Here is a 12,914-nt window from a genome sequence, read left to right as displayed (position 1 = left end):
CTCATGGGAGCCCAGCTCCGGGTCTACAAGCGTCGCATCCGATCCGTCACCGCGACCAAGAAGATCACCAAGGCGATGGAGATGATCGCCGCCTCGCGCGTCGTCAAGGCGCAGCGCAAGGTGGCGGCCTCCACGCCGTACGCGCAGGAACTGACCCGCGCGGTCACGGCGGTCGGGACCGGTTCGGACACCAAGCACCCGCTGACCACGGAGGCGGACAAGCCGACCCGTGCGGCGGTCCTCCTCCTCACGAGCGACCGTGGCCTGGCCGGCGCCTTCAACTCCAACGCCATCAAGGCGGCGGAGCAGCTGACCGAGCGCCTCGAGCGCGACGGCCGGCAGGTCGACACGTACATCGTCGGCCGGCGTGGTCTCGCCCACTACAACTTCCGTGAGCGCAAGGTCACGGAGTCGTTCACGGGCTTCACCGACGAGCCCACCTACGCGGACGCCAAGAAGGTCGCGGCACCGCTGATCGAGGCCATCGAGAAGGAGACGGCGGAGGGCGGCGTGGACGAGATCCACGTGGTCTACACCGAGTTCGTCTCGATGATGACGCAGACGGCGGTCGACTCCCGGCTGCTGCCCCTGCGCCTCGAAGAGGTGGCTCAGGAGTCGGCGACGAAGGACGAGGTCCTTCCGCTGTACGACTTCGAGCCGTCGGCGGAGGACGTCCTCGACGCCCTGCTGCCGCGCTACGTCGAGAGCCGCATCTACAACGCTCTGCTGCAGTCGGCCGCTTCCAAGCACGCCGCCACGCGGCGCGCGATGAAGTCGGCCACCGACAACGCGGGCGAGCTGATCAACACGCTCTCCCGTCTTGCCAACGCGGCCCGCCAGGCCGAAATCACCCAGGAAATCAGCGAGATCGTCGGTGGCGCGAGCGCCCTGGCCGACGCGACCGCGGGGAGTGACAACTAATGACCACCACTGTTGAGCCGACCGCTGCGTCGGGCGTGGCCACCGGCCGCGTCGCGCGGGTCATCGGCCCGGTCGTCGACGTGGAGTTCCCCGTCGACGCGATGCCGGAGATCTACAACGCCCTCCACGTCGAGGTCGCCGACCCGGCGCAGGCGGGCGAGATCAAGACGCTGACCCTGGAGGTCGCCCAGCACCTGGGTGACGGCCTGGTCCGCACCATCTCCATGCAGCCCACCGACGGCCTGGTCCGCCAGGCCCCGGTGACCGACACGGGCTCCGCCATCTCCGTCCCCGTCGGCGACTTCACCAAGGGCAAGGTGTTCAACACCCTCGGTGAGGTGCTGAACGTCGACGAGGAGTACACCGGCGAGCGCTGGCCGATCCACCGCAAGGCGCCGAACTTCGACGAGCTCGAGTCGAAGACCGAGATGTTCGAGACCGGCGTCAAGGTCATCGACCTGCTGACCCCGTACGTCAAGGGCGGCAAGATCGGTCTGTTCGGCGGTGCCGGTGTCGGCAAGACGGTGCTCATCCAGGAGATGATCTACCGCGTCGCCAACAACCACGACGGTGTCTCCGTGTTCGCCGGTGTCGGTGAGCGCACCCGTGAGGGCAACGACCTCATCGACGAGATGAGCGAGTCCGGCGTCATCGACAAGACCGCGCTGGTCTTCGGTCAGATGGACGAGCCGCCGGGCACCCGTCTGCGCGTCGCGCTGGCCGGCCTGACCATGGCCGAGTACTTCCGCGACGTCCAGAAGCAGGACGTGCTGTTCTTCATCGACAACATCTTCCGCTTCACCCAGGCGGGCTCCGAGGTGTCGACCCTGCTCGGCCGCATGCCCTCCGCGGTGGGTTACCAGCCGAACCTGGCCGACGAGATGGGTCTCCTCCAGGAGCGCATCACCTCGACCCGTGGTCACTCGATCACCTCGATGCAGGCGATCTACGTCCCCGCGGACGACCTGACCGACCCGGCCCCGGCCACCACCTTCGCCCACCTCGACGCGACGACGGTGCTCTCCCGTCCGATCTCCGAGAAGGGCATCTACCCGGCCGTGGACCCGCTGGACTCGACGTCCCGCATCCTCGACCCGCGGTACATCGCGGCGGACCACTACCAGGCCGCGATGCGCGTGAAGAACATCCTGCAGAAGTACAAGGACCTGCAGGACATCATCGCGATCCTCGGTATCGACGAGCTCGGCGAGGAGGACAAGCTCGTCGTCCACCGTGCCCGTCGCGTGGAGCGCTTCCTGTCCCAGAACACCCACGTCGCCAAGCAGTTCACCGGCGTGGACGGTTCGGACGTGCCGCTGGACGAGTCGATCGCCGCGTTCAACTCGATCTGCGACGGTGAGTACGACCACTTCCCGGAGCAGGCGTTCTTCATGTGCGGTGGTATCGAGGACCTGAAGAAGAACGCGAAGGAGCTCGGCGTCTCCTGAGCCGCGTGCTCATGGTGAGCCCCAGGGCTCACACCGGAGGGGGCGGGCGCGTCCCGTCCCCTCCGTCACGCCCATTAGACTTGTAACCAACACCCGGCTCTCCCGCCGGGTGGTGACCCGAGGAGCCACCCTTGGCTGCTGAGCTGCATGTCGAGCTGGTCGCCGCCGACCGTCAGGTCTGGTCCGGCGAGGCCACCCTGGTCGTCGCGCGTACCACGTCCGGCGACATCGGCGTCATGCCCGGTCACCAGCCGCTGCTCGGTGTGCTGGAGTCGGGCCCGGTGACCATCCGTACGAGTGACGGTGGGACGGTCGTCGCCGCTGTGCACGGCGGTTTCATCTCGTTCGCCGACAACAAGCTGTCGCTGCTGGCCGAGATCGCCGAGCTGGCGGACGAGATCGACGTCCAGCGAGCGCAGCGGAAGCTCGAGCACGCGAAGGCGGAGGGCGACGCCCACTCCGAGCGTCGCGCGGACGTCCGACTGCGCGCGGCGGCGGGGCGCTGACCTACGGCGCTGTGCTATGACGTCACTCAGCCGCGGCTGGGACCGGAGCGATCCGGACCCGGCCGCGGCTGAGGCAGATCCGGGTGTTTTTTCCGTTCCGTTACCTAGGAGACGAGGAGGTCGGTGTCGATGGTCCTCGCTCTGACTGTGTGCGGAATTGTCGTCGCCCTGGTGGTGATCGGACTCTTCGTCTTCGGTCTGCGCCGTCGGCTGATCCAGCGATCGGGCGGCACCTTCGACTGCTCCCTGCGCTGGGAAGCCCCCGAGGAGGGCGACGCCGGCGGCAAGGGCTGGTCCTACGGCGTGGCCCGCTACAACGGCGACCGGGTCGAGTGGTACCGGGTCTTCTCGTACTCTCCCCGCCCGCGCCGGGTCCTGGAGCGCTCCGCGATCGAGGTGGCCGGCCGTCGTGTCCCCGAGGGCGAGGAGGAGCTGGCGCTGCTCTCCGACGCCGTCGTCCTGGCCTGCCTGCACCGGGGGACGCGCCTGGAACTGGCCATGAGCGACGACGCGCTGACCGGTTTCCTCGCGTGGCTCGAGGCGGCACCGCCCGGACAGCGGGTGAACGTGGCGTAACCGCGTCCGCCCTCCCCCAGGCAGCCCCGGGGGAGGGCGAACGCGGCTCGGAACCTGCCGGGACTACTTCAGACCGCTGTCGATGGCGCTCACCAGCTCGCCGTTCGCGGTGTCACCGCTGAACTCCCAGAAGAAGGCACCGCCCAGGCCCTGCTGCTCGGCCCAGTTCATCTTCGAGGTGATGGTCGCGGGGGTGTCGTAGGACCACCAGTTGGTGCCGCAGTGCGCGTACGCCGTGCCGGCGACGGTGCCGGTGGCCGGGCAGCTGTTCTTGAGGACCTTGTAGTCCTCGATGCCCGCCTCGTACGTGCCCGCCGCCGGGCCGGTCGCCGTGCCGCCGGGCGCGGACTGGGTGACGCCGGTCCAGCCGCGGCCGTAGAAGCCGATGCCGAGGAGCAGCTTGTCGGCCGGCACACCCTTCGCCTTGAACTTCGCGATCGCCTCGGCGGAGTTGAAGCCCTGCTGCGGGATGCCGTCGTACGAGGTCAGCGGCGAGTGCGGAGCGGTCGGGCCGTTCTTCGCCCAGGCGCCGAAGAAGTCGTACGTCATCACGTTGTACCAGTCGATGTACTGCGCGGCGGCGCCGTAGTCGGCGGCGTCGATCTTGCCGCCGTCGGTGGCGTCGGCGGTGGTGGCCGCGGTGACCAGGTCGTCGCCGAACTCGGCGCGCATGGCCTTCATCATGGAGCTGAAGGCGTTCGGGGCGCTGGTCTCGTCACAGCTGAGACCGCAGGCGTTCGGGTACTCCCAGTCCAGGTCGATGCCGTCGAAGACGTCGGCCCAGCGCGGGTCCTCGACCAGGTCGTGGCAGGACTTCGCGAAGGCGGCCGGGTTCTTCACGGCGTCGGGGAAGCCACCGGACCAGGTCCAGCCGCCGAAGGACCAGAGGACCTTGATGTGCGGGTACTCGGCCTTCAGCTTGCGCAGCTGGTTGAAGTTGCCGCGCAGGGGCTGGTCCCAGGTGTCGGCGACGCCGTCGACGGACTGGTCGGCGGTGTAGGCCTTGTCGTAGTCGGCGTACGCGTCACCGATGGTGCACTTGCCGCCCTGGACGTTGCCGAAGGCGTAGTTGATGTGCGTGATCTTCTCGGCGGAGCCGGAGGTGACCAGGTTCTTCACGTGGTAGTTGCGCCCGTAGACGCCCCAGTTGGTGAAGTACCCCAGCTTGACCTCTTCGCCGCCGCCCGGGTTGCCGCCGTCGTCGCCGCCGGTGGTGGTGACCTTCACCGAGCCGCTGGCCGGGCCGGTCTGGTCGGCGGTGTCGCGGGCCTGGACGGCGTACGAGTAGTCGGTGCCCTTGGTGAGGCCGTTGTCCGTGTAGGTGGTGCCGGTCACGGTGGCGACCTTGGTTCCGTCGCGCAGGACGTCGTAGTTCTTGACACCCTTGTCGTCGGTCGCCGCCGACCAGGACAGCTTCACCGAGGTGTCGGTGACGCCCGAGGCGGTGGGCGTGCCGGGTGCGGAGGGGGCCTCGTCGCCGGGGACGGAGGTGCCGTCGCAGCTGCCGCCGTTGAGCTTGCAGTTGGACGGGGAGCCGGGGCCGGTGCCGTTGAAGCCGAAGGTGACCGTAGCCCCGGGGGCGAGGGTGCCGTTCCAGCCGAGGTTCTTGGCGGTCCAGTGGTCACCGGAGTTGGTGACCGTGGCGTCCCAGGCGGAGGTGACCTTGGTGCCGGAAGGGAAGTCCCACTCGACGTTCCAGGAGCTGATGGTCGTGGTGCCGGTGTTCTTCACGGTCCACTTGCCGCCGAAGCCGGTGCCCCAGTCCGAGGTCTTGGCGAAGGTGGCCGTCGCGCTCGTGGCCGCCTGGGCCGGACTCGCCAGTCCGACCAGGCCGGCCATGGGGAGCGCCAGGGTCGCGGCGAGTGCCGCGGCTCTGTGTCTGAAGCGCATGATGCGCCTCCTTATGGGGAGTTGTTGTTGTGGGCATGACTGAGCCTCATACCCGCAGTGCCGCGAGAATAGAAAGGTCTGGACCATAGGTCAATAGGTCTGGACCACTGTTCCGGTGCGGTCTTCCCCGAGCCGCCCGTGGTGGTGACGGGACTGGGGCCACGCTCAACTCGTGCGCGACAGGTGGGGGGTTGGGAACCGTTCGGCGACGTGACCTCGGCTGACGGGCGGGGCGGCGGCCCGCACCCCGGGTGGCTGTGTGAGCCGTGCGCGCGGGGGACCCGGCGGGCCCGCCGTGGCCGTGCCGAGGTCCGGAAACGGCGGAGCGGCCCCCGGGCGTAAGAGCCCGGGAGCCGCTCGGCCTGCGATCAGCGAGTGCGGAGTCCACCGCGGCCCCTGTCGGTGCCGCGGTCGGGTGAAGCCGTCGGTGAGGACGGCTCGCCCGGTGGTCGACTCAGCGGTACTCGTGGTGCCGGTCCTCCGAGTCCTCGTCCGAGACGAGGAAGTTGGCCGTGGCGCTGTTGTCGTCCTCGTCGACGACGGTGACCTCGGTCTCCGTCTCCTCCTTGGTGTTCTCGGAGCAGTCGATGTTGTTGTTGGCAGACGACAGGATCGGGATGTCGATCACCTCGAGCGGCAGGCAGCTCAGGACCTGCGAGTTGTTCTCGAACTTCGAGGTGTCGTCGTCGGCGGCAGCGGCCGTGCCGGCGGCGCCGCCGGCCATGACCAGCGCGGTGACGGTGCAGGCGAGCGCCTTCTTGAGAGCCATGCGGGTTTTCCTCCTGAATGGGGTCTGTCGAACTCGAGACGGGTGAATTGCCTGAGGGCATCGCCCGCGCTCTGCGGTGACCGCGCCGTGCGGCTGCCAATCCGTCCTCCGGCAGCACGTTTCCGACGCGACTACTCAATGAACGAAGCCGCGGTCGGGCGGGTGTTGCTCCGACGGAGTGAAGCCTTATTCGGGTGCCACGTACGTGGTCGTCGTTTCCTCATGATGATCGGAACAATCGATGGTCGTTCCCGAAGTCGACGCGATCGGAAGGTCGAGAACTTCGATGTTCACGCAGGAGAGGATCTGGGTCTTGTTCACGTAGTACTTCACGGGCTCTTCTCCCGCTTGAGCGGTTCCGGCCTGCAGCGCTGCCAAGGGCACCGCGCACAAGGAGAGAAAGGCCAGACGAGTGCTCAACATTCCTTGGGTCCTGTCTGGTCGGGGACGGGGGCCGGGCACCTGCGCATGACAAGACGTTCTCACCGGCCGCAGTTGGCTGCGGCCGAACAATACTGAGCGTGCAGGCGGAGGCAAAGAAACGCGAAACCTGGTAGCCCGTTGGCGCCGGAGGTGAGGACCGCGTCCGAAGCCCGGGATGCGCAATTCACTCCGTTGGAGCAGAACTCGCGGGGTAAGGATTCGTTGCATTGGTAGCCGCACGGAAAGCCCAGTCAAGTCCGGCTGAGCTTGTCCAAGCCCGGTGCAACTGCCGATTGCCTGATGCTCATCAGTGGGCACATGCCGTCGGTGATCACACACCCCATTCAGGAGGAAACCCGCATGGCTCTCAAGAAGGCGCTCGCCTGCACCGTCACCGCGCTGGTCATGGCCGGCGCCGCCGCCGGCACGGCCGCTGCCGCCGACGACGACACCTCGAAGTTCGAGAACGACTCGCAGGTCCTCAGCTGCGACGTCGTCGAGGTCATCGACATCCCGATCCTGTCGGCGGCCAACAACAACATCGACTGCTCCGAGAACGTCAAGGAGGAGGACGAGCGGGAGCTCACCATCGTGGACGAGGAGGACAACAGCGCCACGGCCAACTTCCTCCTCCAGAGGGACTAGTACCCCTGACCGGTGGCCGGGCGAGCCGTCACTGACAGCTTTCCCGGCCCGGCACAGAGGCGACTGGTTGGCAAACCTTTCCCAGCGGCCCCCGTTCCTCTTCGGGGGCCACTTTCTTGTGCCCCGAGCATCGGGCAGGCGCTCGGCGCTCGGTGCTCGGTGCTCGGTGCTCGGCGCGAGCGCGCAGCCGGGGCGGCCGCTCCGGACCCGGCACCGGGGCGCGACGGGGACGGCGCCCTAGACGCCCAACTCCTGCGCCAGCACCGCAGCCTGCACCCGGCTGCGCAGCTCCAGCTTCCCCAGCAGCCGGCTGACGTGCGTCTTGACCGTGGCCTCGGCCATGCCCAGCCGCTCGGCGATCGCCGCGTTGGAGAGCCCCTCGCCGAGACAGGCCAGGACCTCGCGCTCGCGCCGGGTCAGGTCCTTCAGCACCGCCGGATCGGCGGTCCGCTCCCGGACCGGCTTCCCGGCGAACTCGGCGATCAGACGCCGGGTGACGGCCGGGGCGACGATCCCCTCGCCGCCCGCCACCGTACGCACGGCCGCCAGGAGGTCCCGCGCCTCCGTGTTCTTCAGCAGGAACCCGGCGGCCCCGGCCCGCAGCGCCCCGAAGACGTACTCGTCCAGGTCGAACGTGGTCAGCACCAGGACGTCGGCGAGCCGCTCGGCGACCACCAGCCGGGTCGCCGACACCCCGTCCATGCGCGGCATCTGGACGTCCATCAGCACCAGGTCGGGCCGCAACTCGCGGGCCAGCGCCACGGCCTGCTCGCCGTCCGCCGCCTCCGCGACCACCTCGATGTCCGGTGCGCTGCCGAGGATCAGCACCAGTCCCGCGCGGACGGCGGACTGGTCCTCGGCGACGAGGACGCGGATCATGGCAGGTCTCCTTCGGTCAGGGGCAGGGTGGCGCGGACGGTCCAGATCTTGCCGCCGGCCGAGTCGGGGTCCGCCACCGGCCCGGCCTCGAAGGTGCCGCGCAGCAGCGCGGCCCGCTCCCGCATGCCGACCAGACCGGCACCGGAGCCGGGCGCACGGGGGGCTTCCCCGTCGCCGTAGGGACTGGTCACCCGGACGCTCAGGACGCCGTCGCGCCGGGTGAGCGCGACCCGTACCGTCCCCTGCGCGGCGTGCTTGAGCGCGTTGGTGAGCGACTCCTGCACGATCCGGTACGCGGCCAGCTCGACCGGCGCGGGCAGCCCCTCGCCGGACACCGTCTCCAGGGTGACGTCGAGCCCGTTGGCGCGGGCGCCGTCGACCAGTGCGCCGAGGCCGTCGAGGGTGGGGGCGGCGGCCGGCTCCTTGTCCGCGCTGTCGTCCCGCAGGATGCCGATCAGCCGCCGCATCTCGGCGAGCCCTTCGACACTGTTCTCGCGGATGACGCCGAGCGCCTGCCGGGTGGTCGCCGGGTCGTCCAGGGAGAGGGCGGCCGTGGAGTGGATGGCGATGGCGGAGAGGTGGTTGGCGACCATGTCGTGCAGTTCGCGGGCCATCCGGGAACGTTCCGCGGTCACCGCCTGGACCCGGTCCATCTCGGCCAGCAGCGCGGTCTGCTCGGCGCGCAGCAGGGCGGCGTCGGCGGTCTCCCGGTGGTTGCGCACGATCAGTCCGGTGGAAGCGGGCCCGAACGACACCACCCCGACCGCGACACCGATCAGCAGCGCCTCGGGCACCCGCCAGAGCGTGAACGGCACCACCGTTCCGGCCACCGTGAGCAGCCCGGTGATCCACGGGACGCGGCGGGCCATGGCGGGCGGGCCGTACAGCACGGCGGCGTACATCACGTCGGTGTACATGATCACCGTGACGAGGCTGCCCTGGGTGAAGAGGTCCGAGATCAGCGCGGCCGTGCCGACCTGCAGGGCGGTGCGCGGTGCGGCCCGGCGCAGCAGCTCGCAGCCCGCCATGACGGCGAGCGGGACCAGCAGGGGCCAGCCGCCGGCGAACAGCACGTACGGCTCGTCGCCGGGCCGAACGCCCAGACCGATGCCCCACAGCAGCAGCCCGCCGAGCAGACCGGCCGACGCGGCGTACACGTCGAAGCGGTGCGGGCGGGGGAGTCGTACGGCCATGCCACCATCCAACACGGCCCGCGTCCCGCTCGCTTTGTCCCGGAGTAGGGTCCCGCGCTGCATCTTTCGATGTACCGGAGGTTCGTCACCGGCGACGACGACCCGGCCCGATCCGGACGGCAGCCTGGAAGAGCGATCGAAAGGAGCGAACCGTGATCGTCACACTGATCATCGTCTGCGAGATCGGCTTCTGGGTACTTCTGGCGGCCGGACTGTCCGTCCGATACCTGCTGAAAAAGGAACGCGCGGGTATGGCGCTGCTGCTGTGCGAGCCGCTGCTGGAGGTCGTGCTCCTGGTCGTCACGGCGCTGGACCTGAAGAACGGTGCCGACCCGAGCTGGAAGCACGGTCTGGCGGCCGTGTACATCGGCTACACCGTGGGGCACGGCCACCGCACCGTGAAGTGGCTCGACGGCCACGCCGCCCACCGGCTGGGCGGCGCGCCGAAACCGGCCGGCCCGCCGCGCTACGGCATGGCCCGCGCCCTGCACGAGGGCAAGGTGTGGCTCGGCACGCTGATCGCCGCCGCCGTGGCGACCGCGCTGCTCCAGGCCGCCATGTGGTACGTCGACGACCCGAGCCGCACCGGCTCCCTGGAGAGCTGGCAGTACACGGCCTGGCGCGCGGCCGGCATCCACGGCCTGGTCGCACTGACGTACGCGATCTGGCCGAAGAAGGCCCCGGCCGGTCCGACGGCCGCGCCCGAGTGGGAGAAGGAAGGCGCGGGCCGGTGAGGCATCTGTGGGAGGGCGGGGCCACCTTCCTGGCCGGCCTCGTCCTGTCGCTGTTCGCCGGGGACGTGGACGTCCCCGGCGTCGACCTGGCCAAGGTCGGCATCGTGATGATGTGCGTCGGCGGCGCGCAGACCGCCTGGGGTCTGTACCGGTCGGCGCGCCGGCCGCTCTAGCGCTCCCCGCCCGGCACCCACAGCACGTCCCCGACCTCCTTGTTGGCCACGCGGGCCAGGATGAAGAGCAGGTCGGAGAGGCGGTTGAGGTAGGTCGCGGTGAGCGGGTTCATCGTCTCGCCGTGGACCTCCAGCGCCGCCCACGTGGAGCGCTCGGCCCGGCGGACCACCGTGCACGCCTGGTGCAGCAGGGCGGCGCCGGGCGTGCCGCCGGGCAGGATGAAGGAGCGGAGCTTCTCCACCTCGGCGAGGAAGCGGTCGCAGTCCGCCTCCAGCTTGTCGACGTAGAACTGCTCGACCCGCAGCGGTGGGTACTCCGGGTTCTCCACCACCGGCGTGGACAGGTCCGCGCCCACGTCGAACAGGTCGTTCTGGACGCGGACGAGGACCTTGACGACCTCCTCGCGCAGGCCGCCGAGGGCGATCGCCGTGCCGATCACCGCGTTCGCCTCGTTGGCGTCGGCGTACGCGGAGATCCTCAGGTCGGTCTTGGGGACCCGGCTCATGTCACCGAGGGCGGTGGTGCCCTGGTCGCCGGTCCGGGTGTAGATGCGCGTCAGGTTGACCATGGGGCCAGCGTAGTTACGCCCCGGCGGTACGGAACACGCGTGTGCCCACCGTCACGGCCGGTGCGGTGAAGGCTGCGGCGACCAGGGCGCCGTAGCGCGTGTGCGCCGGCGCGTAGCCGCAGGCGTAGGCGTCCCGCACCGCGTCGACCGGATGGCGGAACGGCATCAGGGTGCGAGAGCACGTCCGGACGACGACACGACGCCCGCCCTGATGACAGGTCAGGTCGACCGGCTCCCCGGAACGGTCGTCGCGGCCATCGGGGAGCGCGTGCTCGCGGGCGGGCAGCCGCCGGAGGTCTCCCGCGGCACGCTCGTGCTGCTGGACGAGACGGAGGAGCTGCTGAGCGAGAAGGTGCTCAACTACGCCGTACGGGGCGCGGGCTGACGCCCGGGCGCCATCCCTCGGTGTGATGTCCGTCATTTGAGACGTGACGCGCGTTACTAACCGGTCACACAGCCCTTCGCTCCCGATAATCTCCGGCCGAGAAGACATGAGCCTGTGCGGCGGACCAGGACGCTGGAAAGTGGCGGACCCCGCGGATGCGGCACGATGTGCCCGGCAGGCCCTCAAGGACAGCCTGTATCAGGGGAGTCGCACAGTGGCACGGAAGCTCGCCGTCATCGGAGCCGGTCTCATGGGGTCCGGAATCGCCCAGGTCTCCGCCCAGGCGGGCTGGGACGTCGTCCTGCGCGACGTCACCGACGAGGCGCTGCGGCGCGGCACCGACGGCATCAGGGCCTCGTACGACAAGTTCGTGGCCAAGGGGAAGCTCACCGCCGACGACGCCGAGGCCGCCCTCGCGCGCATCACCCCGACCACCGACCTGGACGCCGCCGCCGACGCGGACGTCGTCGTCGAGGCGGTCTTCGAGAAGCTGGAAGTCAAGCACGAGATCTTCCGCGCGCTCGACAAGCTGGTGAAGGACGAGGCGATCCTCGCGTCCAACACCTCCGCCATCCCGATCACCAAGATCGCGGCCGTGACGGAGCGCCCCGAGCGGGTCGTCGGCGCCCACTTCTTCTCACCGGTCCCGATGATGCGGCTGTGCGAGCTGGTGCGCGGCTACAAGACCAGCGACGAAACGCTCGCCACCGCGCGGGAGTTCGCCGAGTTCACCGGCAAGACCTGCATCGTCGTCAACCGCGACGTCGCCGGCTTCGTGACCACCCGGCTCATCTCCGCCCTCGTCGTCGAGGCCGCGAAGCTGTACGAGTCGGGCGTCGCCACCGCCGAGGACATCGACCTCGCCTGTAAGTTGGGCTTCGGCCACGCCATGGGACCGCTGGCCACCGCCGACCTGACGGGCGTCGACATCCTGCTGCACGCCACCGGCAACATCTACACCGAGTCCCAGGACGAGAAGTTCGCCCCGCCGGAGCTGATGCGCCGGATGGTGGACGCCGGTGACATCGGCCGCAAGAGCGGGCAGGGCTTCTACAAGCACTGAGGTCGCATCAGCCCCGGGAACGTCACACGCCGGGGTGAATTCGGTATCGGTTCGCTTACAGGCGGCAACCTCCGGTCGTTTCGGCCAGTCAGAGGTTGCAACACCCGATGCCGCAGAGAGAACCAGACGAAGAACCGTCACGAAGAATCGAAGAGACGACAAAGACGCACGCCGGGGAGCGCATATGCACATCAGGGGCGACCACGTCGAGCTGGTCGTCGGGGGCCGCCTCGACGTCCGTAGCGCGGCGGACGCCCGTACGGTCCTGCACTCGGCCGTCGACGACGGAGTCGGCGACCTGGTGCTGGACCTGACCGAACTGGACTCCTGGGACGCCACCGGACTCGGCGTGATCATGGGGGCCCACCGGCGGGCCGGGCGCTGCGGCCGGCGGCTGGTGCTGCGCGGTGTGCCGCCGCAGATGCAGCGCCTGCTGGTGGCCACCCGGCTGCACCGGATCCTGGCCATCGAGGGCGGCATCGGCGTGGAGACCCTGCCCCGGGTGTGACGCCGCGGGCCGGTGTGGCGCGGTGGACCGGGGAGGCCGGACACCACTCGGCGAACCGGCCGACAAACGCCCGACACACGCAATCCTCACGAGACTGTGACGTCTTGGACGGGTCGGCACCCCGGACTGTCGGAGATACTGAGCGAAGGTTTAGGGTCTGGCTGCCCGCTGTCTTGAGAACCCACTGGCGGGCCCGGACCAGAAGCGACAGCGCGGTGTGCGGCAAGGCCGG

16 protein-coding genes and 1 pseudogene are annotated in these 12,914 nt (G+C 69.5%); 10 read left to right on the top strand and 7 right to left on the bottom strand.

Annotation, left to right across the window (positions count from 1 at the left end; all coding sequences use genetic code 11):
• The first annotated feature begins 3 nt into the window (after window positions 1-3).
• The 4 genes from ACP4J0_RS18445 to ACP4J0_RS18430 all read left to right on the top strand — a co-directional run bounded on the left by ACP4J0_RS18445 (window position 4) and on the right by ACP4J0_RS18430 (window position 3,451).
• Window positions 4-921 (top strand): F0F1 ATP synthase subunit gamma, encoded by a 918-nt coding sequence (locus ACP4J0_RS18445; protein ID WP_426599758.1) that lies wholly within the window; start codon window positions 4-6, stop codon window positions 919-921.
• A complete protein-coding gene (atpD, locus tag ACP4J0_RS18440; protein ID WP_426599757.1) occupies window positions 921-2,369 on the top strand; it encodes a F0F1 ATP synthase subunit beta in 1,449 nt (482 codons plus the stop codon). The genes ACP4J0_RS18445 and atpD overlap by 1 nt, the downstream gene beginning before the upstream one ends.
• A gap of 131 nt (window positions 2,370-2,500) precedes the next feature.
• A complete protein-coding gene (locus tag ACP4J0_RS18435; protein ID WP_043379861.1) occupies window positions 2,501-2,875 on the top strand; it encodes a F0F1 ATP synthase subunit epsilon in 375 nt (124 codons plus the stop codon).
• A gap of 129 nt (window positions 2,876-3,004) precedes the next feature.
• Entirely contained in the window at window positions 3,005-3,451 is a 447-nt protein-coding gene (locus ACP4J0_RS18430; protein ID WP_426599756.1) for a DUF2550 domain-containing protein, read from the top strand.
• A gap of 63 nt (window positions 3,452-3,514) precedes the next feature.
• Here the strand turns inward: ACP4J0_RS18430 and ACP4J0_RS18425 are convergent, their stop codons facing one another.
• From ACP4J0_RS18425 to ACP4J0_RS18415, 3 genes are all read right to left on the bottom strand, one after another.
• Window positions 3,515-5,341, bottom strand: a complete 1,827-nt coding sequence (locus tag ACP4J0_RS18425) for a glycosyl hydrolase family 18 protein (protein ID WP_426599755.1) — start codon at window positions 5,339-5,341, stop codon at window positions 3,515-3,517.
• 454 nt (window positions 5,342-5,795) lie between these two features.
• On the bottom strand, window positions 5,796-6,110 hold the full coding sequence (locus tag ACP4J0_RS18420) for a hypothetical protein (RefSeq protein WP_426599754.1): 315 nt from the start codon (window positions 6,108-6,110) through the stop codon (window positions 5,796-5,798).
• A gap of 186 nt (window positions 6,111-6,296) precedes the next feature.
• Complete coding sequence (locus ACP4J0_RS18415; protein WP_426599753.1) at window positions 6,297-6,533, bottom strand: hypothetical protein; 237 nt, start codon at window positions 6,531-6,533, stop codon at window positions 6,297-6,299.
• Window positions 6,534-6,893: 360 nt separating this feature from the next.
• Between ACP4J0_RS18415 and ACP4J0_RS18410 the strand changes: the two genes are divergently transcribed.
• Window positions 6,894-7,178, top strand: a complete 285-nt coding sequence (locus ACP4J0_RS18410) for a hypothetical protein (protein WP_426599752.1) — start codon at window positions 6,894-6,896, stop codon at window positions 7,176-7,178.
• Between the two features lie 237 nt (window positions 7,179-7,415).
• On the opposite strand, the gene ACP4J0_RS18405 is transcribed toward ACP4J0_RS18410, so the two are convergent.
• Window positions 7,416-8,057, bottom strand: coding sequence for a response regulator (locus ACP4J0_RS18405; protein WP_426599751.1), 642 nt, complete (start codon window positions 8,055-8,057; stop codon window positions 7,416-7,418).
• Window positions 8,054-9,250: a sensor histidine kinase gene (locus ACP4J0_RS18400; RefSeq protein WP_426599750.1), complete on the bottom strand. Its 1,197-nt coding sequence runs from the start codon at window positions 9,248-9,250 to the stop codon at window positions 8,054-8,056. Before ACP4J0_RS18400 ends, ACP4J0_RS18405 begins: the two co-directional genes overlap by 4 nt.
• A gap of 152 nt (window positions 9,251-9,402) precedes the next feature.
• Here ACP4J0_RS18400 and ACP4J0_RS18395 point away from each other — a divergent pair, with 152 nt between their 5' ends.
• Both ACP4J0_RS18395 and ACP4J0_RS18390 read left to right on the top strand, forming a co-directional pair.
• Window positions 9,403-9,984, top strand: a complete 582-nt coding sequence (locus tag ACP4J0_RS18395) for a hypothetical protein (RefSeq protein ID WP_426599749.1) — start codon at window positions 9,403-9,405, stop codon at window positions 9,982-9,984.
• Window positions 9,981-10,157: a DUF5708 family protein gene (locus tag ACP4J0_RS18390; protein ID WP_426599748.1), complete on the top strand. Its 177-nt coding sequence runs from the start codon at window positions 9,981-9,983 to the stop codon at window positions 10,155-10,157. Before ACP4J0_RS18395 ends, ACP4J0_RS18390 begins: the two co-directional genes overlap by 4 nt.
• Here ACP4J0_RS18390 and ACP4J0_RS18385 read toward each other — a convergent pair.
• The gene (locus ACP4J0_RS18385; protein ID WP_395573232.1) at window positions 10,154-10,726 is read right to left on the bottom strand and encodes a cob(I)yrinic acid a,c-diamide adenosyltransferase; all 573 of its coding nucleotides are present in this window, start codon (window positions 10,724-10,726) and stop codon (window positions 10,154-10,156) included. The two genes, ACP4J0_RS18390 and ACP4J0_RS18385, sit on opposite strands and share 4 nt — an antisense overlap.
• A 13-nt stretch (window positions 10,727-10,739) precedes the next feature.
• Window positions 10,740-10,911: pseudogene (locus ACP4J0_RS18380) on the bottom strand (ABC transporter permease); the annotation flags it as partial.
• 26 nt (window positions 10,912-10,937) lie between these two features.
• Here ACP4J0_RS18380 and ACP4J0_RS18375 point away from each other — a divergent pair.
• The 3 genes from ACP4J0_RS18375 (at window position 10,938) to ACP4J0_RS18365 (ending at window position 12,682) form a co-directional block, all read left to right on the top strand.
• On the top strand, window positions 10,938-11,111 hold the full coding sequence (locus ACP4J0_RS18375) for a hypothetical protein (RefSeq protein WP_426599747.1): 174 nt from the start codon (window positions 10,938-10,940) through the stop codon (window positions 11,109-11,111).
• 214 nt (window positions 11,112-11,325) lie between these two features.
• A complete protein-coding gene (locus ACP4J0_RS18370; protein ID WP_426599746.1) occupies window positions 11,326-12,174 on the top strand; it encodes a 3-hydroxyacyl-CoA dehydrogenase family protein in 849 nt (282 codons plus the stop codon).
• Between the two features lie 184 nt (window positions 12,175-12,358).
• Window positions 12,359-12,682, top strand: coding sequence for an STAS domain-containing protein (locus ACP4J0_RS18365; RefSeq protein ID WP_279561763.1), 324 nt, complete (start codon window positions 12,359-12,361; stop codon window positions 12,680-12,682).
• The last annotated feature ends 232 nt before the right edge of the window (window positions 12,683-12,914 follow it).

The sequence above is a fragment of the Streptomyces sp. WG7 genome (assembly GCF_049975785.1).
GTDB lineage: Bacteria > Actinomycetota > Actinomycetes > Streptomycetales > Streptomycetaceae > Streptomyces.
The sequence above is the reverse complement of the archived record's forward strand: the minus strand, read 5'-3'. Positions and strand labels throughout refer to the sequence as shown.